The 22,411-nt window shown below is 72.1% G+C and carries 20 protein-coding genes; 4 read left to right on the top strand and 16 right to left on the bottom strand.

Annotated elements, in window-relative coordinates; genetic code table 11:
* Nucleotides 1–8: 8 nt before the first annotated feature.
* The 3 genes from ACF07V_RS23205 to ACF07V_RS23195 all read right to left on the bottom strand — a co-directional run bounded on the left by ACF07V_RS23205 (nucleotide 9) and on the right by ACF07V_RS23195 (nucleotide 5,037).
* Entirely contained in the window at nucleotides 9–566 is a 558-nt protein-coding gene (locus ACF07V_RS23205) for a GNAT family N-acetyltransferase (protein ID WP_392156780.1), read from the bottom strand.
* Complete coding sequence (locus ACF07V_RS23200; RefSeq protein ID WP_392156778.1) at nucleotides 544–2,781, bottom strand: MMPL family transporter; 2,238 nt, start codon at nucleotides 2,779–2,781, stop codon at nucleotides 544–546. Before ACF07V_RS23200 ends, ACF07V_RS23205 begins: the two co-directional genes overlap by 23 nt.
* Nucleotides 2,782–2,934: 153 nt before the next feature.
* The gene (locus tag ACF07V_RS23195; protein ID WP_392156776.1) at nucleotides 2,935–5,037 is read right to left on the bottom strand and encodes a phosphocholine-specific phospholipase C; all 2,103 of its coding nucleotides are present in this window, start codon (nucleotides 5,035–5,037) and stop codon (nucleotides 2,935–2,937) included.
* A 344-nt stretch (nucleotides 5,038–5,381) separates the two neighbouring features.
* Here ACF07V_RS23195 and ACF07V_RS23190 point away from each other — a divergent pair, with 344 nt between their 5' ends.
* A complete protein-coding gene (locus ACF07V_RS23190) occupies nucleotides 5,382–5,921 on the top strand; it encodes a DUF6232 family protein (RefSeq protein WP_392156774.1) in 540 nt (179 codons plus the stop codon).
* Nucleotides 5,911–6,258, top strand: coding sequence for a hypothetical protein (locus tag ACF07V_RS23185; protein WP_392156772.1), 348 nt, complete (start codon nucleotides 5,911–5,913; stop codon nucleotides 6,256–6,258). The genes ACF07V_RS23190 and ACF07V_RS23185 overlap by 11 nt, the downstream gene beginning before the upstream one ends.
* Before the next feature lie 226 nt (nucleotides 6,259–6,484).
* Here the strand turns inward: ACF07V_RS23185 and gatB are convergent, their stop codons facing one another.
* From gatB to ACF07V_RS23140, 9 genes are all read right to left on the bottom strand, one after another.
* The gene (gene gatB / locus ACF07V_RS23180; protein ID WP_392156771.1) at nucleotides 6,485–7,996 is read right to left on the bottom strand and encodes an Asp-tRNA(Asn)/Glu-tRNA(Gln) amidotransferase subunit GatB; all 1,512 of its coding nucleotides are present in this window, start codon (nucleotides 7,994–7,996) and stop codon (nucleotides 6,485–6,487) included.
* A 15-nt stretch (nucleotides 7,997–8,011) separates the two neighbouring features.
* Nucleotides 8,012–8,191, bottom strand: a complete 180-nt coding sequence (locus tag ACF07V_RS23175; protein ID WP_352027755.1) for a hypothetical protein — start codon at nucleotides 8,189–8,191, stop codon at nucleotides 8,012–8,014.
* A 62-nt stretch (nucleotides 8,192–8,253) separates the two neighbouring features.
* Nucleotides 8,254–9,753 (bottom strand): Asp-tRNA(Asn)/Glu-tRNA(Gln) amidotransferase subunit GatA, encoded by a 1,500-nt coding sequence (gene gatA, locus ACF07V_RS23170; RefSeq protein ID WP_392156769.1) that lies wholly within the window; start codon nucleotides 9,751–9,753, stop codon nucleotides 8,254–8,256.
* Nucleotides 9,754–9,759: 6 nt separating this feature from the next.
* Complete coding sequence (gene gatC / locus ACF07V_RS23165; protein WP_188269648.1) at nucleotides 9,760–10,056, bottom strand: Asp-tRNA(Asn)/Glu-tRNA(Gln) amidotransferase subunit GatC; 297 nt, start codon at nucleotides 10,054–10,056, stop codon at nucleotides 9,760–9,762.
* 165 nt (nucleotides 10,057–10,221) lie between these two features.
* Complete coding sequence (locus ACF07V_RS23160; protein WP_392156768.1) at nucleotides 10,222–12,336, bottom strand: putative bifunctional diguanylate cyclase/phosphodiesterase; 2,115 nt, start codon at nucleotides 12,334–12,336, stop codon at nucleotides 10,222–10,224.
* Between the two features lie 319 nt (nucleotides 12,337–12,655).
* Nucleotides 12,656–14,836, bottom strand: a complete 2,181-nt coding sequence (gene ligA / locus ACF07V_RS23155) for an NAD-dependent DNA ligase LigA (RefSeq protein WP_392156767.1) — start codon at nucleotides 14,834–14,836, stop codon at nucleotides 12,656–12,658.
* Between the two features lie 15 nt (nucleotides 14,837–14,851).
* On the bottom strand, nucleotides 14,852–15,850 hold the full coding sequence (locus ACF07V_RS23150; protein WP_392156764.1) for a methionine synthase: 999 nt from the start codon (nucleotides 15,848–15,850) through the stop codon (nucleotides 14,852–14,854).
* A 3-nt stretch (nucleotides 15,851–15,853) separates the two neighbouring features.
* Nucleotides 15,854–16,552 (bottom strand): SDR family oxidoreductase, encoded by a 699-nt coding sequence (locus ACF07V_RS23145; RefSeq protein ID WP_392156763.1) that lies wholly within the window; start codon nucleotides 16,550–16,552, stop codon nucleotides 15,854–15,856.
* Between the two features lie 7 nt (nucleotides 16,553–16,559).
* Nucleotides 16,560–17,099: a TIGR00730 family Rossman fold protein gene (locus ACF07V_RS23140; protein WP_392156761.1), complete on the bottom strand. Its 540-nt coding sequence runs from the start codon at nucleotides 17,097–17,099 to the stop codon at nucleotides 16,560–16,562.
* Nucleotides 17,100–17,197: 98 nt separating this feature from the next.
* Here ACF07V_RS23140 and ACF07V_RS23135 point away from each other — a divergent pair, with 98 nt between their 5' ends.
* On the top strand, nucleotides 17,198–17,749 hold the full coding sequence (locus ACF07V_RS23135) for an alpha/beta fold hydrolase (protein WP_392156760.1): 552 nt from the start codon (nucleotides 17,198–17,200) through the stop codon (nucleotides 17,747–17,749).
* Here ACF07V_RS23135 and mnmA read toward each other — a convergent pair.
* A complete protein-coding gene (gene mnmA, locus ACF07V_RS23130) occupies nucleotides 17,746–18,864 on the bottom strand; it encodes a tRNA 2-thiouridine(34) synthase MnmA (RefSeq protein ID WP_392156759.1) in 1,119 nt (372 codons plus the stop codon). The genes ACF07V_RS23135 and mnmA overlap by 4 nt on opposite strands.
* A 61-nt stretch (nucleotides 18,865–18,925) precedes the next feature.
* On the opposite strand from mnmA, the gene ACF07V_RS23125 reads away from it, so the two are divergent.
* On the top strand, nucleotides 18,926–19,597 hold the full coding sequence (locus ACF07V_RS23125) for an N-acetylmuramoyl-L-alanine amidase (RefSeq protein ID WP_392156757.1): 672 nt from the start codon (nucleotides 18,926–18,928) through the stop codon (nucleotides 19,595–19,597).
* On the opposite strand, the gene ACF07V_RS23120 is transcribed toward ACF07V_RS23125, so the two are convergent.
* The 3 genes from ACF07V_RS23120 to ACF07V_RS23110 all read right to left on the bottom strand — a co-directional run bounded on the left by ACF07V_RS23120 (nucleotide 19,590) and on the right by ACF07V_RS23110 (nucleotide 22,394).
* Entirely contained in the window at nucleotides 19,590–20,753 is a 1,164-nt protein-coding gene (locus ACF07V_RS23120; protein WP_392156755.1) for a cysteine desulfurase family protein, read from the bottom strand. The genes ACF07V_RS23125 and ACF07V_RS23120 overlap by 8 nt on opposite strands.
* A 90-nt stretch (nucleotides 20,754–20,843) precedes the next feature.
* On the bottom strand, nucleotides 20,844–21,692 hold the full coding sequence (locus tag ACF07V_RS23115; protein WP_392156754.1) for a thioesterase family protein: 849 nt from the start codon (nucleotides 21,690–21,692) through the stop codon (nucleotides 20,844–20,846).
* Nucleotides 21,693–21,716: 24 nt separating this feature from the next.
* Complete coding sequence (locus ACF07V_RS23110; protein ID WP_392156752.1) at nucleotides 21,717–22,394, bottom strand: trimeric intracellular cation channel family protein; 678 nt, start codon at nucleotides 22,392–22,394, stop codon at nucleotides 21,717–21,719.
* Nucleotides 22,395–22,411 lie beyond the last annotated feature (17 nt).

Below are 22,411 nucleotides of genomic sequence, written 5' to 3'. Positions count from 1 at the left end.
GAGGGGGCTTAAGACGCCTTCGCCGCGCGCCATTCCGGGGCCAGGACGGACCAGATCTCGGTGTCGGAGCGGTTGCCGCGGTACAGGTAGTTCTCGCGCACGACGCCCTCCTTCGTCATGCCGAGGCGGCGGGCGACGGCGATGCTCGGCTCGTTCTTCGTGGAGACGTACCACTCGACGCGGTGGATGCCGCGCTGCTCGATCGCCCAGTCGATGATGACCCGGCAGGCCCGGGTGATCAGGCCCTTCCCGGCGGCGGAGGGCTCCAGCCAGCAGCCCGCCTCGGCGGTCCCGTTCGCGGCGTCGAAGGTCCGGAAGAGGACGCCGCCGACGAGGGTGCCGTCGGTCCAGATGCCGTAGATGCGGCCGGTGTCGCTCGCGGCCTTCTCGGCGTACGAGGTGAGGTAGGCGCGGGCGGAGTCGAGGTCCGCGACGACGTCGGGGAGGCCGATGTGCTGCCCGACGAACTCCCGGCCCCGGTCCATGTGGGTGAGGAATTCCCCGGCCTGCCAGGGCTCCAGGGGCCTGAGCTCGGCGCCGTCGTCACCCAGCGATATCGCGAACATCGTCGTTCTCCTCCGCAGTCGGAACCGTCACACGCTGTACGGGGATCTTCGCACGGGCGTCCGCGGCCTCGCGGCACTCGGGGGGTTCGATGCTGATGCGGGGCAGGAGCCGGTCGAGCCACTTCGGCAGCCACCAGTTCGCGCCGCCGAGCAGGTGCATGAGCGCGGGGACGAGGAGGGTGCGCAGGACGAAGGCGTCGAGGGCGACGGCGGCGGCCAGAGCGATGCCGAACATCGCGATGACCCGGTCCCCGCTGAGGACGAAGGCCAGGAAGACGGAGATCATGATGACCGCCGCGGAGTTGATCACGCGGCTGGTCTCGGCGAGGCCGACCCGGACCGCCCGCCGGTTGTCGCCGGTCTCCAGCCACTCCTCGTACATCCGGCTGACCAGGAAGACCTGGTAGTCCATGGAGAGCCCGAAGAGGACCGAGACCATGATCACGGGGAGGAAGGGTTCGATCGGTCCGGCGCTGCCGAGGCCGAGGAGCTCGCTCCCCCAGCCCCACTGGAAGATCGCGACGACGATGCCGAAGGCGCCGGCGACGGCGGCGACGTTCATGACGGCGGCCTTGAGCGGGATGCCGAGGGAGCGGAAGGCGAGCAGGAGCAGCAGACAGCCGAGCGCGATGACGACACCGACGAAGAGCGGCAGCTTGCCGACGATGATCTCGGCGAAGTCGTCGTACGAGGCGGTGACGCCGCCCACGTGCACGTCGAGGGAGGTGCCGGCCTCGGCCTTCGGCAGGACGTCCTGGCGGAGCCGGTCGACGAGCTCGCTGGTCGCCTTGGACTGCGGCGAGGAGTCGGGGACGACGGTGAGGAGGGCGGTGTCGCCCGAGCTGTTGTACGTGACCGGGGAGACGGACGCGACGCCCTTGGTGGCGGTGAGCGCGGCCGGCAGCTGGTCGAGGGCGACGCGGTCGTCGGCGCCGTCGAGGCCGGCGACGAGGGTGAGGGGCCCGTTGACGCCCGGCCCGAAGCCGTCGGCGAGCAGGTCGTAGGCCTTGCGCGTGGTCGCGGCGGCCGGCCCGTTGCCCTGGTCGGAGGTGCCGAGGTGGAGCGAGAGGGTCGGCAGCGCCAGGACGCCCATGACGAGGACGGCGATCCCGCCGAGGATCTTGGGGTGCCGTTCGACGAAGGCGGACCAGCGGGCGGCGAAGCCGGTGGGCAGCTCGGGCTGCGGCCCGCGCTCGGCGAGTGTCCGGCGTTCGCGCCGGGACAGCGCCCGCATGCCGATGAAGGAGAGGAGCGCGGGCAGCAGGGTGACGGAGGCGCCGACCGTGAGGAGCACGGTGAGCGAGGCGGCGATGGCGACGCCGTTGAGGAAGCTGAGCTGCAGGATCAGCATGCCGAGGAGCGCGATGCAGACGGTGGCGCCGGCGAAGACGACGGCGCGGCCGGTGGTGGCGACGGCGGTCTCGGCGGCCTCGGCGACGGAGAGCCCGCGTTTGAGGCCTCTGCGGTGCCGGGTGACGATGAAGAGCGCGTAGTCGATGCCGACGCCGAGGCCGACGAGCATGCCCAGCATGGGGGCGAAGTCGGCGACGGTCATCAGATGGCCGAGGAGCACGATCCCGGAGTACGCGATGCCGACGCTGACGAGCGCCGTCGCTATGGGGAGCACGGAGGCGGCGAGCGAGCCGAAGGCGAGGAAGAGGACGACGGCCGCCACGGCGACGCCGACGATCTCGGCGATGTGCCCGCCGGGGGCCTCGGTGAGGGCGACGGCGCTGCCGCCGAGCTCGACCTGGACGTCGTCGGTGGCGGCGGCCCGGGCGGTGTCGACGAGGGCCTTGGCCTGGGCTTCGGGGATGTCGTCGGCCTGCGCGTCGAAGGTGACGGTGGCGTAGGCGGTGTGCCCGTCCTCGCTGATCTGACCCCGGGTGTCGCCGTACGGGGAGGTGACGGCCGCGATGCCGGGGAGGTCGGCGACCTCGTCGAGCATCGCCGTCATGCGGTCCTCGACGGCGTCGGCGTGGACGCTGCCCCGGTCGCTGTGCCAGACGATGGTGTCGCGGTCGCCGCCGAGGCCGTTGAAGCCCCGGTCGAGGAGGGCGGTGGCCCGGCCGGACTCGGTGCCGGGGACCTCGTAGTCGTTGGAGTACGCGCTGCCGGCGAGGGTCGCGCCGGCGGCGGTCCCGCCGAGGGCGAGGAGCCAGAGGAGAACCACGACGAGTCGGTTCCGGATGCACCACCGTGCGATTGCGGCCAAAGGACGAGCTCCTGACTGGATCTGTACTCGCGCCCCACTGTTACAGCCAAACGTGATCGTTTGCCCGTTTCGTGGCGATCCTCACAGGATGCGGCGTAAGCCGGGGACCAAGGACCCGTCGAACGGGCCCCGAGGTCCCCGGCCCCGGGGACCTCAGCCGGAGACGCTCGGGCGGCCGTTCTCGATGTGGCCCATGAGCCGGCGGCGGAAGCCGTCGGGTGCGGTCACCTCGATGTCGTACCAGCCGTGCGCGTCGGCGGCGGAGTGGACGACGGCACGGGTCTTCCCGGGCTTCACGGTGACGGTGCGGGTCCAGTCGGCGAGGTCGTGCTCGTCCACGTACCCGAGCGGGCGGACGGTGAAGGCGAGCGGGGCTGAGCCGGTGTTGCGGACGGTGAGGTGCACGTCACGGTCGTGGTGGTCGACCCGGGTGGCGAGCTCGGCGCCGCCGGCGGCGGGGCCCTCGAACTCGCGCCGGAAGCCGTTGGGGCCGGTGATCGTGAAGCGGTAATGATCACCCGGAACGGGGACGGTCCACTCCCCCTCTCCCCTGACGTCCTGGTGCTGCGGGACGGCGAACTCGCCGGCGTACGGGTAGAGCGCGAAGTGCGTGCTCGCCCTGCCCCGGTTGCTCAGCGCGACCGTGACGGCACCGGCACCGGTCGTCGCGGAGGCGTCCGGCTGGTACGGCAGCGGGCGCGCGGGCCGGACGCCCGGCTCCTGGACGGGCATCTGCTGCACGGCCGGGGGCTGGGGCCGCCAGCGGCCGGTGAAGGGCGGGATCGGTCCGGGCTGCTCGACGGGCGGCTGCCGCCGGGTCCGATGGAAGTCGAAGGCGGAGGTCAGGTCGCCGGTGACGGCCCGCCGCCACGGCGTGATGTTGGGTTCCTCGATCCCGGTGAGCTGCTCCAGGAAGCGGATCACGGAGGTGTGGTCGAAGGTCTCGGAGCAGACGTAGCCGCCGACCGACCAGGGGGAGACGACGAGCAGCGGGACGCGGACGCCGAGGCCGGTGGGCAGGCCCTTCCACCGCTCGTCCGTGTTGTCGGCGGGCGGAACGGGCGGCGGGACGTGGTCGAAGAAGCCGTCGTTCTCGTCGTAGTTGATCAGCACGACGGTGTGGCGCCAGACGTCCGGGTGCGCGCCGAGGGCGTCGAGGACCTTGTAGACGAGGGTCGCGGAGGCGACCGGCGAGGAGGAGCCGGGGTGCTCGGAGTCGATCGCGGAGGGCACGAGGTAGGAGACCTCGGGGAGGGTGCCGGCGGCGACGTCCGCGCGGAAGGCGTCGGCGAGGGTGCCGCTCTCGACGCGGCGGAGCCCGCGCTCGAAGAGGGAGCGCTCGGCGGTGGTGAGCGTGGCAACGCCCTCCTCCAGGAGCCCGAGCAGCCTGGCCCGCTCGGCGAGGTCCTCGGTGTCGCGGACGGCGGCGTAGAAGGACTCCATGAAGGTGTGTCCGCCGGTGGGGGCGAGGGCCTTGCGGGCGATCTTCTTGAAGGAGGTGAAGAACTCGATGTTGTTGTCGGTGAAGTTCTCCCACTCGGTGTACGTCTTCCAGCTCCGCCCGGCGGCTTCGAGCCGCTCGGCGTAGGTGGGCCAGCCGTAGCCGGGGTGGGTGTCCTCGGCGTAGGCGGCGTTGGTGACGGCGCGGCTGCCGTCGGCCTCGAAGCCCGTCCAGCCGGACCAGAGGTGGTTCCGGTTGGGGCTCGTCGAGGTGTGGATGGACGAGTGGTACGCGTCGCAGATGGTGAAGGTGTCGGCGAGCTCGTAGTGGAGCGGGATGTCCTGCCGGTCGTAGTACGCCATGGTGGCGGCGGTCTTGGCCGAGACCCAGCCGTCCATCCAGCCGCTGTGCCAGGCCTTGGCGCCGCCGCTCCAGGAGTGGTCGAGGGCGCCGATGTACTGGAGGTCCTTCTGCTGGGTCTCGGCGGCGCCGCGGATCGGGAAGGGCAGCACGGTCCGGCCGAGGGCGGCCGGCTGCTCGAACACCGGCTTGCCCGAGGGCAGTTCAATGGCATTGCGGTCGCCGAATCCGCGGACGCCGCGGAGGGTGCCGAAGTAGTGGTCGAAGGATCGGTTCTCCTGCATCAGGATCACCACGTGCCGGATCGCCGCCATCCCCCCGGCCGGGGGCTCCGCGGCCATCGCCGCCTGCAACGACGGCGGCAGCAGCGAGCCTGCCGCGGCGACGCCGAGCGCGCCTCCGCCCAGCGCGAGGAGCCTTCTGCGGGACAGCTCGGGGGACTTCTCGGATGACAAGACCGACCTCCAGTCGACGGCCAATGGTTCGCCTTCGAGCCATTGGGTGGTACTCCGGGGACGGTAGTGAGAGGGGGTGACGGCGAGAAGACCCGATGGGGGCGCGGTGGTGAACGTCCAACAGAACTCGACAGAAATCCAAGCGGTTTCCGGCCACGAAGACCCACCCCCCTCGCACGACGGTGGGTCAGGTGCGGGTGCCCCGGCGGGCGGCGGGATCGCGCGGCGCCGTGGCGTCCGGTCGCGCCGCGGCACCTCCTCGTGGATTCCCCTTGCTGACCGGTGCCGTACGCGAGCATCCTGATCGCGACGCACGGCCACGGCGCGGCATGAGGGGAAGTCGTATGGCCAGACGCAAGGTCATCAGGGTCGAGGTCAGCAAGCGGGTGCTCTGGATCGGGGCCGAGGCGTACCCCCTGCAGAACATCGCCCGTGCGACGACGATGAAGTTCAAGCCCCAGCGGGCCCGGGCCGTGGGGCGGTTCCTGAAGTCCCTTCTGGTCACGGGCCTGTTGGCGGTCGCCGCACTCGCCGTCGCCCAGTCCGGCGAGGTGTCCGGCAGCGACCAGGAGCTGATCACACAGGGGGTGACCGTCACCGCGACCGTCCTCGTGGCGGCGTTCCTCGTCCGGCTGATCCTCGCCCTGGTCGCCAAGACGTACTACGCGCTGGTCATCGAGACCTCCGGAAACCCGCTCACGCTGCTGAGCAGCGTGGACCGCGAAGAGGTGCACCAGCTCGTGCGCGAGATCATGCGAGCCATCGAGGACCCGGCCTTCACCGGCTTCACCAAGCAGATGGTCACCTACAACATCGGCAGCATGCGGGACTTCTACAACGCGTCCGGTCCGGGCAGCGTGGGGAGGATGGGCAGTGACCGGTAACGGTGAATTCCACATCAGCAACATGCGCGACTTCTACAACGCCTCGGGCGAAGGGGCCGTCGGCCGGATCGAGAACAACCAGCAGGGCGCACAGGACCCTCAGGCCGTGTACGAGGCCGTGATCCGTGCGATCGAGACCCTCCGCACCCAGGTGTCCGCCGAGGACCGCGAGGTCCTCGACGCGTCCCTGGAGACCATCCGCCAGGGCGACGACGCGCCGCCCGGCGCCTTCCGCCGTGCCCTCGGCACCGTCTCCGGAGTCGCCGCGCTCGTCGGTGAGGTCGGCGTCCCGGTGGCGGAGGCGGTCCGCCGGGTGCTCGCCCTGCTCGCCGGCTAGGGCAGGCAGCAGGACGCCACACCACAGGGTTTCCCCGCACAAGCATTCCAGTTTTGCGCACCGGCAATTCGGTAACCCGGGGGCGCATCAATGCGCGGAAAACGCGCCGATACTGCGCCGGGTTGCACTGGTGAGGTGCTCGCCCGGGGCCGCTCATGCGCGAGGGGCGGTCCGGCTGTCGTCATGACAGCCGGGCCGCCCCTCGTACGAGGTGCCCCGGAGGGGATCAGCCCTCGGTGACGCCCAGCTTCTCCAGGATCAGGTCCTTGACCTTCGCCGCGTCCGCCTGGCCACGGGTGGCCTTCATGACCGCGCCGACCAGGGCGCCGACCGCCGCGACCTTGCCGCCGCGGATCTTGTCGGCGATGGCCGCGTTGCCCGCGATGGCCTCGTCGACCGCCGCGCCGAGCGCGCTGTCGTCGGAGACGACCTTCAGACCGCGCTTCTCGACGACGTCGTCCGGGGTGCCCTCGCCGGCGAGGACGCCCTCGATGACCTGACGGGCCAGCTTGTCGTTGAGGTCGCCGCCGGCGACCAGGGCCGAGACCCGGGCCACGTCCGCCGGCGTGATGGGCAGCTCCTCCAGGGAGACGCCCTTCTCGTTGGCGTTGCGGGCCAGCTCGCCCATCCACCACTTGCGGGCCGACGCCGCGTCGGCGCCCGCCTCGGTGGTGGCGACGATCGCGTCGACCGCGCCGGCGTTGAGGATGGACTGCATCTCGTGCTCGGAGACGCCCCACTCCTCACGGAGCCGGTTGCGGCGCACGCGCGGCAGCTCGGGCAGGCCGGCACGCAGCTCCTCGACCCACTCGCGGGCCGGGGCGACGGGGACGAGGTCGGGCTCCGGGAAGTACCGGTAGTCCTCGGCGTTGTCCTTGATGCGGCCGGAGGTGGTGGAGCCGTCGTCCTCGTGGAAGTGACGGGTCTCCTGCACGATCGTCCCGCCGGAGGCGAGGACGGCCGCGTGCCGCTGGATCTCGAAGCGCGCCGCCCGCTCCACCGAACGGAGCGAGTTGACGTTCTTCGTCTCCGAGCGGGTGCCGAAGGTCTTGGTGCCGTTCGGACGCAGCGACAGGTTCACGTCGCAGCGCATCTGGCCCTTGTCCATGCGCGCCTCGGAGACGCCCAGGGCTCGGATCAGCTCGCGCAGCTCGGCGACGTACGCCTTGGCGACCTCGGGGGCCCGCTCGCCCGCGCCCTCGATCGGCTTGGTGACGATCTCGATGAGCGGGATGCCGGCCCGGTTGTAGTCGAGCAGCGAGTGCGAGGCGCCGTGGATGCGGCCGGTCGCGCCACCGATGTGGGTGGACTTGCCGGTGTCCTCCTCCATGTGGGCGCGCTCGATCTCCACGCGGAAGACCTCGCCGTCCTCCAGCTGGACGTCCAGGTAGCCGTTGAAGGCGATCGGCTCGTCGTACTGGGAGGTCTGGAAGTTCTTCGGCATGTCCGGATAGAAGTAGTTCTTCCGGGCGAAGCGGCACCACTCGGCGATCTCGCAGTTCAGCGCGAGACCGATCTTGATCGCGGACTCGACGCCGATCGCGTTGACCACCGGCAGGGAGCCGGGCAGGCCGAGGCAGGTCGGGCAGGTCTGCGAGTTGGGCTCCGCGCCCAGCTCGGTCGAGCAGCCGCAGAACATCTTCGTCTTCGTGCCGAGCTCGACATGGACCTCGAGGCCCATGACGGGGTCGTACTCGGCGAGCGCCGCTTCGTACGACAGCAGTTCAGTGACAGTCACGGTGGAACTTCCCTCTCAGCCCAGCAGGACGTCGTCGTCGCCGAGCCGCTTCAGCTCGCGGTACAGGATGGCGAGGCCGGTGACGATGGCGGCGGCGGACACGACCGCGTCGACGAGCTTGAGCGTGTCGTGCTCGGCGCGGGCCTTCTTGATCTGCTTCGTCACAGCGATGGCGCCGAAGGCGGTGGTACCCATGGACAGGTACGTGCCGGTCTTCGACTTCTTGAAGCCCTTGGCCTTCTGCAGTGCACTGGTACTCAAAGCGACGGAGCCTCCTCAAGCAGCGGGTGACCCCACTTTTCCACGAAGGCGGCCTCGACGGCGGCGCCGACCTTGTACAGCCGGTCGTCCTTCATGGCGGGGGCGATGATCTGCAGACCGACCGGGAGACCGTCCTCCGGCGCCAGGCCGCAGGGCAGCGACATGGCGGCGTTGCCGGCCAGGTTGGTCGGGATGGTGCACAGGTCCGCGAGGTACATCGCCATCGGGTCGTCGGCGCGCTCGCCGATCGGGAAGGCGGTGGTGGGGGTCGTCGGGGAGACGATGACGTCCACCTCCTCGAAGGCCTTCTCGAACTCGCGGGTGATGAGGGTGCGGACCTTCTGGGCCGAGCCGTAGTACGCGTCGTAGTAGCCGGAGCTGAGCGCGTACGTACCGAGGATGATGCGGCGCTTGACCTCGTCGCCGAAGCCGGCCTCACGGGTGAGGGCGGTGACGTCCTCGGCCGAGCGGGTGCCGTCGTCGCCGACCCGCAGGCCGTAGCGCATGGCGTCGAAGCGGGCCAGGTTGGAGGAGCACTCCGACGGCGCGATCAGGTAGTACGCGGAGAGCGCGAGGTCGAAGGTCGGGCAGTCCAGCTCGACGATCTCGGCGCCCAGCGACTTCAGCAGCTCGACGGACTCGTCGAAGCGCTGCACGACGCCGGCCTGGTAGCCCTCGCCGCGGAACTGCTTGACGACACCGATCCGCATGCCGTCGACCGAGCCGTTGCGGGCGGCCTCGACGACCGGCGGGACCGGGGCGTCGATGGAGGTCGAGTCGAGCGGGTCGTGCCCGGCGATCGCCTCGTGGAGGAGGGCCGCGTCCAGGACCGTACGGGCGCAGGGGCCGCCCTGGTCGAGGGAGGAGGAGAAGGCCACCATGCCGAAGCGGGAGACGCCGCCGTAGGTCGGCTTGACGCCGACGGTGCCGGTGACGGCCGCGGGCTGGCGGATGGAGCCGCCGGTGTCCGTGCCGATGGCGAGCGGGGCCTCGTACGCGGCGAGCGCGGCCGAGGAGCCGCCGCCGGAGCCGCCGGGGATCCGGGTCAGGTCCCAGGGATTGCCGGTCGGGCCGTAGGCGCTGTTCTCCGTGGAGGAGCCCATCGCGAACTCGTCCATGTTGGTCTTGCCGAGGATGACGACGTCGGCGGCCTTCAGGTTCTTGACCAGGGTCGCGTCGTACGGCGGGATCCAGCCCTCGAGGATCTTCGAGCCCACGGTGGTCGGCATGCCGACGGTGGTGAAGATGTCCTTGAGCGCGAGCGGCACACCGGCGAGCGGGCCCAGCTTCTCGCCCCGGGCGCGCTTCTCGTCGACGGCACGGGCCTGGGCGAGGGCGCCCTCGCGGTCGACGTGCAGGAAGGCGTGGACCTTCTCGTCGACGGCCTCGATGCGGGCGAGGTGGGCCTCGGTGACCTCGACGGCGGTCAGCTCGCCGGCGGCGATCTTCCCGGCGATCTCGGCCGCGGTGAGCTTGATGATGGTGTTGTCCGTCATGACTTCTTAGTCCTCCCCCAGGATCTGCGGCACCTTGAAACGCTGCTGCTCCTGGGCCGGGGCGCCGGAGAGCGCCTGCTCGGGGGTGAGCGACGGACGGACCTCGTCCGCGCGCATGACATTGGTCAGCGGCAGCGGGTGGGAGGTCGGCGGAACGTCTTGGTCGGCGACCTCGGAGACGCGGGCGACCGCGCCGATGATCACGTCGAGCTGTTCGGCGAAGTGGTCTTGCTCTTCACCGGACAGCTCCAGACGCGTCAGCCGGGCGAGGTGGGCGACCTCCTCGCGCGTGATGCCAGGCATGCAGCGATCCTCAGGGGTGAGTCTTGTGGGATGTACCGCAATCCTATGGGGCGCGGGCCACCGCCACGAACACGCCCATTCATCCCCGCCGGAGCGGGGAGCAGAGTTGCCCGGCGAACTGGTCGAGTTCCTCGCCCGGGACATCCCCTGACAAGGGGAGGAACGTCACTGTACGACCTGGCCCGAAGGGTGGTCCAGGTCGACCTGGGCGGCGATGTCGGCGGGGCGGCGCCAGCCGTGCTCGCCGCGGGCCAGGAGCCAGGCGGTGGCCTCGCCGGGCGGCATCGCGGCGGCGACCAGCCAGCCCTGGACGGCGTCACAGCCCAGGTCACGCAGGCGTTCCCAGGTCTCGTCGTCCTCGACGCCCTCGGCGACGACGAGGAGGCCGAGCGAGTGGGCGAGGTCGACGGTGCAGCGCACGATCTCGGCGTCCTCGGTGTCGACGGCGAGCCGGGCCACGAACGAGCGGTCGATCTTCAGTTCGCTGACGGGCAGCCGGCGCAGATGGACCAGGGAGGAGTAGCCGGTGCCGAAGTCGTCGAGGGACATCTTGACGCCGTGGCCGGTGAGGCCGTTCAGCGTGTCGGCGGCCCGCTGGGGGTCCTCCAGGAGCACGTGCTCGGTTATCTCCAGCTGGAGGGCGCCGGCCGGGACGCCGTGCCGGGCGAGCCGGGCGGCGACGGCGCCGGCGAAGCCGGGGGTGTGGACGTCGCGCGGCGAGACGTTCACGGCGACCGGGACGTTGAGGCCCTGGGCGCGCCAGCGGGCGACCTGGGCGAGGGCGGTCTCCAGGACGTACTCGGTGAGGTGGGGCATCAGGCCGGAGGACTCGGCTATCGCGATGAACTCGTCCGGCGGGACCTTGCCGCGCTCGGGGTGGACCCAGCGGACGAGCGCCTCCAGGCCGGCGACCTGGCCGTCGAAGCGGACCTTGGGCTGGTAGTGGAGTTCGACCTCGCCGGCGTCGAGGGCGCGGCGGAGGTCGCCGAGGAGGCCGAGCCGGTCGGGGGTGTTGGAGTCGCGCTTGGACTCGTAGACCTCGACGCCGGTGCGGTCGCGCTTGGCCTGGTACATGGCGACGTCGGCGCGGCGCAGCAGGCCCTCGGCGTCGAGGGCGTGGTCGGGGAAGACGGCGACGCCGGCGCTGGCCTCCAGGACGAGGGTGAGCCCGTCGAGGTCGAGCGGGGAGGAGAGCTCGGCGACGAGGTGGCGGGCGACGCGCTGGGCGCTGGTGGTGGAGTCGGCGGTGGGCAGCAGGACGGCGAACTCGTCGCCGCCGAGCCGGGCGGCCTCGGCGCCGCGGGGCAGGGCGAGGCGGAGCCGTTCGGCGATCTGGAGGAGCAGCCGGTCGCCGGCGAGGTGCCCGAGGGTGTCGTTGACCGAGCGGAAGCGGTCGAGGTCGATCAGGACGAGGGCGGCGCGGGCTCCTTCGCCCTCGGCCTCCTCCAGGGCGGTCCAGGCCCGCTCCAGGAGCCACTGGCGGTTGGGGAGCCCGGTGAGCGGGTCGCGGAGCTGTTCCTCGGCGCGGGCTCGGGCGATCCAGAGGGTGGAGTCGAGGGCGATGAGGGGGACGGCGAAGAGCGGCAGGAGGACCGGCCGGGTGGTGGCGACGACGCAGATGAGCGGGGCGATGCCGAGCAGGGCGACGGCGACGAGGCCCTGCCTCAGGAGGGCGGTGCGGGCGATGGTGGGCAGTCCGCGGCCCTGGGGGGCGAGCGTGTACCACAGGAGGAGGCGGGTGACCACGAGGTAGCCGGCGGCGGCGAGGACGATTTCCGGGAGGTCCCCGATCGTCCAGTCGAGGGGCTGCCAGGGCTGGTCGACGGTCGGTACGTCGCCGAAGAGCGCGAGGAGGAGCGCGGCGACGCCGACTCCGAGGATGTCGGCGGCGCCGTGCAGCAGGCTCTGGCGCCAGCGGTGCCGTCGGGCGGCGCCGACGAGGGCGACGACGGTCAGCGAGACGAGTCCGGCGGGCACCCAGCCGTACAGCAGGAGAACGGCGAGGGTGAGGGCGGCGCCGGAGCCGGTGCCGCCCCACCAGCGGTCCCGGCCGAGGGCGACCAGGTGGCCGACGATGAGGCCGGTGAGGACGGCGAGGGCCCAGCCGGCGACACCGCCGGGGAGGAGTCCGTGGCCGCCGCTGAGGGCTCGCTGGAGCCCGGCGGCGAGCACGACGGCGGCGATGCCCACCACGGCTGCGGGCAGCCGGGAGGGGAAGCCCAGGGGGACCACACGGCCGTGCGGCCGTGGGACCGGGGCGGCGCTCTCGGTCGGTTCCATTCCCGTCCCTCTCACAGGCGGCGGTGCCGTCGGTGTGCGATGGGCCGCGGTGGCCGCGGCCGTACGTCCTCCGGCCCCGTCCGTCGTCCGGCGTGCGGCCGCTGTCGGGCGGCCGTCCCGGTGTCACGGTGCCGTTGTCCTGACGCCATGACCGGCAGAGCCCTCGCGCGGGCGTGCAGGACTGGACGCACGGTCACCACACTAGGCCGCCGAGGGCTCCGACGGGCAGCGCTCTCCCTCTCTTGCCCGAATGCGACCCGGCCACCCGTAACGATCTGATATGCGCCGAACGGGTGAGCCTTCGGGGGGTGTCGGGAGGCTATTCGGCGACGGGCACCGCGGCCTCCCGAGCTGCGTCGGGCCCCTGTTCGAGCAGGACGGAGAAGCCTTCCTCGTCCAGAACCGGAACCTTCAGCTGCATCGCCTTGTCGTACTTCGAACCAGGGTTTTCACCGACCACCACAAAGCTGGTCTTCTTCGAAACGGAACCGGTCACCTTCGCTCCGAGCGTCTGGAGCGACTCTTTTGCGCCATCCCTGGTGAACTTCTCCAGGGTGCCGGTCACCACCACCGTCAGACCTTCCAGCGGACGCGGTCCCTCGTCCTCTCCGGCGCCCTCGTCCTCCAGGGAGACCCCGGCGGCGCGCCACTTGCGCACGATCTCGCGGTGCCATTCCTCGGAGAACCACTGCTTCACGGCGGCCGCGATGATCCCGCCGACGCCGTCGACGGCCGCGAGCTCCTCCTCGCTCGCCTGCTCGATCCGCTCCAGGGAGCGGAACTCACGGGCCAGCGCCTCGGCCGCGACCGGCCCCACGTGCCGGATGGAGAGCCCGTTGATGAAGCGGGCGAGCGGGCGGGTCTTGGCCGCCGCGATGTTCTCCAGCATGGCGAGCGCGTTCTTCTTCGGCTCGCCCTTCTGGTTGGCGAAGACCGTGACGATCTTCTCCTCGCCGGTCTTCGGGTCCCGCTTGGGCAGCCCGCTGTCCGAGTCGAGGACGTACGCCTTGATCGGGAGGAGCTGCTCGATGGTGAGGTCGAAGAGGTCGCCCTCGTCGGCGAGCGGCGGCTCGGCCGGCTCCAGGGGGCGGGTCAGCGCCGCCGCCGCCACCGCGCCGAAGTTCTCGATGTCCAGGCACTGGCGCCCGGCGAGGAAGAAGAGCCGCTCGCGCAGCTGCGCCGGGCACGTCCGGGCGTTGGGGCAGCGGAGGTCGATGTCCCCTTCCTTCATCGGCTTCAGCGGCGTGTCGCACTCCGGGCAGGTCGCCGGCATCACGAACTCCCGCTCGGTGCCGTCCCGCAGGTCGGCGACGGGCCCGAGGATCTCCGGGATCACGTCTCCCGCCTTGCGCAGCACGACGGTGTCGCCGATCAGCACGCCCTTGGCCTTCACGACCTCCTGGTTGTGGAGGGTCGCGAACTCGACCTCGGAGCCGGCCACGGTCACCGGCTCGACCTGGGCGTACGGCGTGACGCGCCCGGTGCGGCCGACGCCGACCTTGATGTCGACCAGCTTGGTGTTGACCTCCTCCGGCGCGTACTTCCAGGCGATCGCCCAGCGCGGGGCGCGCGCGGTGGAGCCGAGCCGGCCCTGGAGCGGGATCTCGTCGAGCTTGACGACGACGCCGTCGATCTCGTGCTCCACGGAGTGACGGTTCTCCCCGAAGTACGCGATGAACTCCCGTACACCGGCGAGCGAGTCCACCACCTTGTTGTGCCGGGCGGTGGGCAGGCCCCACTCGTGCAGCAGCGCGTACGTCTCCGAGAGCCGCGAGATCTCGAAACCCTCGCGGGCGCCGATGCCGTGCACCACCATGTGCAGCGGGCGTGAGGCGGTGACCTTCGGGTCCTTCTGCCGCAGCGAACCGGCGGCGGCGTTGCGCGGGTTGGCGAAGGGCTTGTCGCCGGCCTCCACCAGGCGGGCGTTGAGCGCCTCGAAGCCCTCCATCGGGAAGTAGACCTCGCCGCGGATCTCCACGAGCTCCGGGATGCGCTCGCCGCGCAGCCGGTCCGGGATGTCGGCGATCGTCCGGACGTTGGGCGTGATGTCCTCGCCGGTGCGGCCGTCGCCGCGGGTGGCGGCACGGGTCAGCCGGCCGTGCTCGTACGTGAGGTTGACCGCGAGGCCGTCGACCTTGAGCTCGCACAGATAGTGGTAGTCGGGGGTGCCGACGTCCCGCGCGACGCGCTCGGCCCAGGTGGCCAGCTCCTCCTCGTCGAAGGCGTTGTCCAGGGAGAGCATCCGCTCCCGGTGCTCGACGGAGGTGAACTCGGTCTCGTACTGCCCGGCGACCTTCTGGGTCGGCGAGTCCGGCGTCCGCAGCTCCGGGTACTCCTCCTCCAGCGCCTCAAGGGCGCGCAGGAGCTTGTCGAACTCGCCGTCGCTGATGACCGGCTGGTCCTTCACGTAGTACCGGAAGCGGTGCTCCTCGACCTGCTCGGCCAGCTCGGCGTGCTTCTCCCGTGCCTCGGCGGGCAGGGCCCCCTGTTCGACTGCCACCGTTTCGTCCTCCCGTTACTCAGGGTTGTCCGCGAGCGACCGTGCCGCTCTGACGCAGTGGGCGAGCGCCGCCCGGGCATAGGCGGGCGAAGCACCCGCGAGTCCGCACGAGGGCGTGACCACGACGGACTCGGCGAGAGTCCCCGGATTCAGCCCCAGCCTGCGCCACAGCGTCCTGACACCCATGACGCTACCGCCCGGGTCGGACAATGCCGTGTCGGTGGACGGCACCACACCGGCGAAGAGCTTCGTCCCGGCCTCCACGGCCTCGCCGATCGGCTCCTCGTCACGTTCGGTGAGGAGCGAGAAATCGAACGAGATGCCCGCCGCCCCGGCCCGGCGCAGCAGCGCGAACGGCACGTCGGGCGCGCAGGAATGGACGATCACGGGCCCGTCGTGGACGGCCATGACGTCCCGCAGGGCGCTCTCCACGACCTGCCGGTCGACGGCCCGGTGGGTGCGGTAACCGCTGGCGGTACGGATCTGCCCGCGCAGTACGGCGATGAGTGAGGGCTCGTCGAGCTGGAGGACCAGCCGGGCCCCCGGGACGCGCTTCTTCAGCTCTGCGAGGTGCGTGTGGAGGCCCTCGGCGAGCGAGCCGGCCAGGTCGCGGCAGGCGCCGGCGTCCCCGAGGGCGGCCTCGCCGCCGCGCAGCTCCAGGGCCGCGGCGAGCGTCCACGGGCCGACGGCCTGGACCTTGAGCGGGCCCTCGTACCCCTGGGTGAACTCCTCCAGGGCGTCGAGGTCCTCGCCGAGCCAGGAGCGGGCCCGCCTGGTGTCGCGGCCCGGCCGGTCGCTGATCCGCCAGCCGCTCGGCTCCACGTGCGCGTACAGGTCGACGAGCATCCCGATCGTCCGGCCGATCATGTCGGCGCCGGGGCCGCGCGCGGGCAGCTCGGCGAGGAACGGGAAGTCCTCGAAGGACCCGGTGGCCGCCTTCGCCGCCTCGCGCGCGTCGCCGCCGGGCAGGGAGCCGACGCCGGTGGCGGGGCCCCAGAGCTTGATCTCGTCCATGCCCTATCGCCCCGGGCGCACGGTGAGGTCGTTGATCTCCGCGTCGCGCGGCAGGTCGATCGCGGTGAGGATCGCCGTCGCGACGGACTCGGGGTCGATCCACTTCGACGGGTCGTACTCCTTGCCCTCCTGCTGGTGGACCTTCGCCTGCATGGGGCTGGCGGTGCGGCCCGGGTAGACCGAGGTCACCCGCACCCCGTTGGCGTGCTCCTCGTGGCGCAGGGAGTCCGCGAGGGCCTTGAGGCCGTGCTTGGAGGCGGCGTACGCACCCCACTCGGCGTGCGCGTTGAGCCCGGCGCCCGAGTTCACGAAGACCACGTGGCCCTGGGAGACCCGCAGCTGGGGCAGGAAGTGGCGGGTCAGCTCGGCCGGGGCGACCAGGTTGACGTTCAGCTGGTGGTGCCAGGTCTTCGGGGTGAGCTCCCCGATCGGGCCGAGGTCGACGACGCCCGCGATGTGCAGCAGGCTGTCCACCCGGTCCGGGAGGCTCTGGTGCGAGAAGGCCCAGGACAGCCGGTCCGGGTCGGCGAGGTCCCCGACGAGGGTCCGCGCGCCGGGGAACTGCGCGGCGAGCTCCTTGGCGCGCCCCGCGTCGCGCGCGTGGAGGACGAGCTCGTCCCCGCGCGCGTGGAGGCGGCGCGCGACGGCCGCGCCGATGCCGGAACCGGCTCCGGTGATCACATGAGTAGCCATGGTCACCATGCTCGCATCAGCGGGAGCCGATCTCCGCCTCCAGGTGGGCGAGGGCGGACGGACCGTCGTCCGCGAAGAAGACGAGGTCGGTGAGCGGGAGCGGGAGGAAGCCCTCGTCCTCCATGCGGCGGAACTGGGCCTTGAGGCCGTCGTAGAAGCCGGCGGTGTTGAGGAGGACGACCGGCTTGGAGTGCTTGCCGTGCTTCTTCAGCTCCAGGATCTCGGTGGCCTCGTCGAGGGTGCCCGTGCCGCCGACCATGACCACGATCGCGTCGGACTTGGCGAGGAGCAGCGCCTTGCGCTCGGCCAGGTCGCCGGCGACGACCATCTCGTCGGCGTTCGGGCGGGCCTTGTGGGCGAGGAAGTCGACGGAGACGCCGACGAGCCGGCCGCCCGCGTCCTGGACCCCGTCCGCGACGACCTTCATGAGGCCGGTGTCGGAGCCGCCCCAGACGAGGGTGTGGCCGGCCTTGCCGAGACGGGTGGCGAAGTCGCGTGCGGCGGCCGTGTAGCGCTCGTCGAGGTCGGCGGCGGAGAGGAAGACGCAGATGTTCATGGCCCCACGGTAGGGGGTCGCGGAGAGAGTCCGGCGGGCGGCGGGGAAAGTCCGGCGGGCGGCGATGAGTTCCGGCGGCGGCCCCGGTCTGCCCTGCCATGGACGAGATGAGCAGGGGCCGGGTCGTGTCGCGGGACGGTACGGAGATCGCGTACGAGCGGTACGGCGACGGGCGCCCCGTCGTGGTGGTGGGCGGGGCACCGGGCGCGGACGGGGGCCGGCGGGCGCTCGTCGGGCTGCTCGCCCGGCGCTTCTCCGTCGTAATGTACGAGCGGCGGGGGCCCGCCCCGGTGGAGCGGGAGATCGAGGACCTGGCGGCCGTCCTGGAGGAGGCGGGGCCGGGGGCGGCCGTGCACGGCACGGAGACGGGCGGTGTCCTGGCGCTCGCGGGGGCGGCGGCCGGGCTCCCGGTGGGCGCCCTGTCGGTGTACGAGCCGGAGCCGCTCGCGGACGGGCTCGTGGCGGAGGTCCACGCGCGCGTGCTGGTGGTCGACGGGGGCGCGAGCCCGGCGGCGACCCGGCACGCGGCCCGTGCCCTGACGGCGGCCCTCCCCCGGGCCCGGCACCGCACCCTCACGGGCCAGACGCACGAGGTGGCCCCGCACGTCCTGGCCCCGGTCCTGGAGGAGTTCCTGGACGAGCCGGTCTAGGCGGTGGCCGTTTCGGCCGTGCGGCGGGTCGTCGAGGCGATCGTCGCCGAGCCCACCACGCGCGTGCCGTCGTAGAGGACGATCGCCTGGCCGGGGGCCACGCCGCGGACGGGCTCGTCGAAGGTGACCTTCAGCTCGCCGTCCTCCATCGCCGCGCTCACCGGTGTCTCGCCGCCGTGGGCGCGGAGCTGGGCGGTGTAGCGGCCGGGCCCTTCGGGGGCGGTGCCGCACCAGCGGGGCTTGATCGCGGTGAGGGCGGTGACGTCGAGGGCCTCGGCGGGGCCGACGGTGACGGTGTTGTTCACGGGCGAGATGTCGAGGACGTAGCGGGGCTTGCCGTCCGCTGCCGGGTGGCCGATGCGCAGGCCCTTGCGCTGGCCGATCGTGAAGCCGTACGCGCCCTCGTGGCTGCCGATCTTCGTACCGGCCTCGTCGACGATGTCGCCCTCCGCCTTGCCCAGGCGGGCGGCGAGGAAGCCCTGGGTGTCGCCGTCGGCGATGAAGCAGATGTCGTGGCTGTCGGGCTTCTTCGCGACCGCGAGCCCGCGCCGCTCGGCCTCCGCCCGGATCTCGTCCTTGGTCGTGAGGGTGTCGCCGAGCGGGAACATCGCGTGCGCGAGCTGCTTCTCGTCGAGCACGCCGAGCACGTACGACTGGTCCTTGGCCATGTCGGAGGCCCGGTGCAGCTCGCGGCTGCCGTCCTCGGTCAGGACGACGGTGGCGTAGTGGCCGGTGCAGACCGCGTCGAAGCCGAGGGCGAGCGCCTTGTCGAGGAGTGCCGCGAACTTGATCTTCTCGTTGCAGCGCAGGCAGGGGTTGGGGGTGCGGCCCGCCTCGTACTCCGCGACGAAGTCGTCGACGACGTCCTCGCGGAAGCGTTCGGCCAGGTCCCACACGTAGAAGGGGATGCCGATGACGTCGGCCGCCCGGCGTGCGTCGCGCGAGTCCTCGATCGTGCAGCAGCCGCGCGCTCCGGTACGGAAGGACTGCGGGTTCGCGGAGAGGGCCAGGTGCACGCCGGTGACGTCGTGGCCGGCTTCGGCGGCGCGGGCGGCGGCGACGGCGGAGTCCACTCCGCCCGACATGGCGGCGAGGACGCGGAGAGTATTGGTCATAGCGCTACCAGGGTACGGGGCTCCGGGAACCGCGGTCGCGGTGGTGAGCGTTCTCCCCGGCATGGGGAGCAAGTCGAAGGGCACGGGGAGCGGGGCGGACCGGCGCGTGGGGCGGCGGGCCGTGCTGATCGGCGGCGCGGCCGCCGCGGTGGGCACGGTCGCGCTGGCCAGGGACGAGCTGGGGCGCCTGTGGTGGCGGCTGCCGGGAATGGAGAAGAAGCGGGTCGAGGGGGAGCTGGACCACAAGGGCGCCGAGTGGACCTCGGCGGCGCGGGCGAACTGGCGGCGGGCCGACCGGCCGGACGACTACACGATCGACCGGGTCGTGATCCATGTCGTCCAGGGCAGCTACGCCTCCGCCCTGAAGGTCTTCAAGGACCCGGCGCACGGGGCCGCCGCGCACTACGTGGTCCGCAAGGACGGCCATGTGGCGCAGATGATCCGGGAGCTCGACGTGGCCTTCCACGCCGGGAACCGCGACATGAACGAGCGGAGCATCGGCATCGAGCACGAGGGCTTCGTCGACCGGCCGCAGGACTTCACGACGGCGATGTACGAGGGTTCGGCGCGGCTCACGGCCGACATATGCGCCCGGTACGGGATACCCGTGGACCGGGAGCACATCATCGGGCACGTCGAGGTCGAGGGCACCGACCACACCGATCCCGGTCCGCACTGGGACTGGGACCGGTACATGGCGCTGGTGCGGAAGGCGCGCGCGAGGATCAGCTGAGGCCGGCGGTCCTGGCCCGCTCGACGGCCGGGCCGATCGCCCCGGCGACCGCCGCCACGTCCTCCTTGGTGGAGGTGTGGCCGAGCGAGAAGCGCAGGGTGCCGCGGGCCAGGTCCGGGTCGGTGCCGGTGGCGAGCAGGACGTGGCTGGGCTGGGCGATGCCGGCCGTGCAGGCGGAGCCGGTGGAGCAGGCGATGCCGGCCGCGTCGAGCAGCAGGAGCAGGGAGTCGCCCTCGCAGCCGGGGAAGGTGAAGTGCGCGTTGGCGGGGAGCCGGTCGACGGGGTCCCCGCCGAGGATCGCGTCGGGCACGAGCGTCCGGACGGCGGTGACGAGGTCGTCGCGCAGGGCGCCTACCTCGCGGGCGAACTCCTCCTGCCGCTCTGCGGCGAGCCGGGCGGCGACGGCGAAGGCGGCGACGGCCGGCACGTCGAGGGTGCCGGAGCGGACGTGCCGCTCCTGGCCGCCGCCGTGCAGGACGGGTACGGGGGTGTGCTCGCGGCCCAGGAGGAGGGCGCCGATGCCGTAGGGGCCGCCGATCTTGTGGCCGGAGACGGTCATCGCGGCGAGGCCGGAGGCGGCGAAGTCGACCGGGACCTGACCCACGGCCTGGACGGCGTCGGCGTGCAGCGGGACGCCGAACTCGGCCGCGACGTAGGCGAGTTCACGGACCGGCATGATGGTGCCGATCTCGTTGTTCGCCCACATGACGGTGGCCAGGGCGACGGAGTCGGGGTCACGGGCGATCGCCTCGCGCAGGGCGTCGGGGTGGACGCGGCCCTGGGCGTCGACGGGGAGGTACTCGACCGTGGCGCCCTCGTGCGTGGCGAGCCAGTCGACGGCGTCGAGGACGGCGTGGTGCTCGACCGGGCTGGCCAGGACGCGGGTGCGGCGGGGGTCGGCGTCGCGGCGGGCCCAGTACAGGCCCTTCACGGCGAGATTGTCGGCCTCCGTGCCGCCGGAGGTGAAGACGACCTCGCTCGGCCGCGCGCCGAGCGCGGCGGCGAGCGTCTCGCGTCCCTCCTCGACGGTCCGCCGGGCGCGCCGTCCGGCGGCGTGCAGGGAGGAGGCGTTGCCCGTGACGGCGAGCTGGGCGGTCATCGCCTCGATCGCCTCGGGGAGCATCGGCGTGGTCGCGGCGTGGTCGAGGTAAGCCATGGTGGGTCGATTCTACGAGCCCGGGTACGCGCGCTCGGCGCCCGGCCTGTTCCGGCCGGGCGCCGACGGCTGTTCTCGGCCGCGGGAGGTTCAGTCGCGCGGCGCGCGGGCCAGTTGGCGGGACTGGGCCACCAGGCGGTTCGCGCTGTCCCAGACCTCGGCGTCCTCCTCAAGGAAGCCGCCGGCCAGGTTCCGTGTGGTGATCGAGACCCGCAGCGGGCCGGGCGCCGGGCGGCAGCGGACGTGCGTGGTGAGCTCCACGGTCGGGGTCCAGCCCTTCAGGCCCAGCTCGAAGGAGGTCGGCGGCAGGGCGTCGACCGCGAGCAGGAGGGACAGCGGGTCGGGCTCGCGGCCGTCGGCCAGGCCGAACCACGCGCGCATCTCGCCCTTGCCGGAGGGCGCGCCGACCGCCCAGCCCACGCAGGCCGGGTCGAGGCGGAGGTCGAGGCGGTCCGCGATCGCGGAGGAGCCGGGGATCCTCGGGGCCGGGTTGTCGGCCGCGCTGAAGCAGTTCTCGATCGCCGCCATCGCCGGGGGCGTCGCCGCGGTGCGGACGTCGTCCGGGAGGGCGTCGAGGTCTCCGTACGAGGCGAGGACCCGGATGCGCTCGACCTCGGTGCCGTCCTCCGCGTACTGGAAGAGCGAGGCCTGACCGGTGGAGAGGGTCCGGCCGGTGCGGACGGTCTCCGTCCGGATCACCGCGGGGCCCGGCACGGACGGCGTGAGGTAGTGCGCCGAGATCGTGAACGGGTCCGGGTGCGGAAGGTGGTCGCCGAGGGCGCGGCCGAGCAGCGCGAGGAGGTAGCCGCCGTTGACCGCGGCGATGATCGTCCAGCCGGCGGAGAGGTCGGCGTCGTAGACGCCGGGTTCCCGGAGGGTGACGGCGGTGTCGCGGTCGAACTCGTACGCCGCGGTGGCCGTCTCGGTGCTCGTGCTCATGGTTTCGACCGTACCGCAGGGTAGCTACTGAGCGGTAGCTTTTTCGGGCTCCTCGGTCGCGGACGAGCGGCGGTTCCAGGCGCGGGGCGCGCGCCAGTGGTAGCGCATGGCCAGCAGCCGGAGCGCGAAGGCGGTGAGGACGGCGGCGCCGCTCGTGAACGCGTTGAGCGCGTCGAACCGGATGCAGAGCACGACCATCGTCGCGCCGACGATCGCCGGGACGGCGTACAGGTCCCGGTCCCAGCGCAGCAGCGACGGCACCTCGTTGGCCAGGACGTCGCGCAGCACACCGCCGCCCACGGCCGTGGCGAGGCCGAGCGCGGCGGAGGAGGTGAGGCCGAGCCCGTAGTCGTACGCCTTGGTCGTACCGGTCACGCAGAACAGGCCCAGACCGGCCGCGTCGAAGACGTTCACCGCGGTCTGGGTGCGCTCGACCTCCGGGTGGAGGAAGAAGACGAAGGCCGTCGCGATCAGCGGCATCAGGAAGTAGCCGAGATCGGTGAAGGCGGCGGGGGGCACGGCGCCGATGATCAGGTCGCGGAAGAGACCGCCGCCGAGGGCCGTGACCTCGGCGAGGACGGCGATGCCGAAGACGTCGAAGTTCTTGCGGACGGCGAGGAGGGCGCCGGAGATGGCGAAGACGAAGATGCCGACGAGGTCGAGGGCATGTTGAACGGAGGGGGTGAACAATTCGTGGAGCACGGGCCCATTGTCCCGGT

It is taken from the genome of Streptomyces sp. NPDC015661, from assembly GCF_043077765.1.
GTDB lineage: Bacteria > Actinomycetota > Actinomycetes > Streptomycetales > Streptomycetaceae > Streptomyces.
Note: the sequence above shows the minus strand (reverse complement) of the source record. Positions and strands in the feature narration are given on the sequence as shown.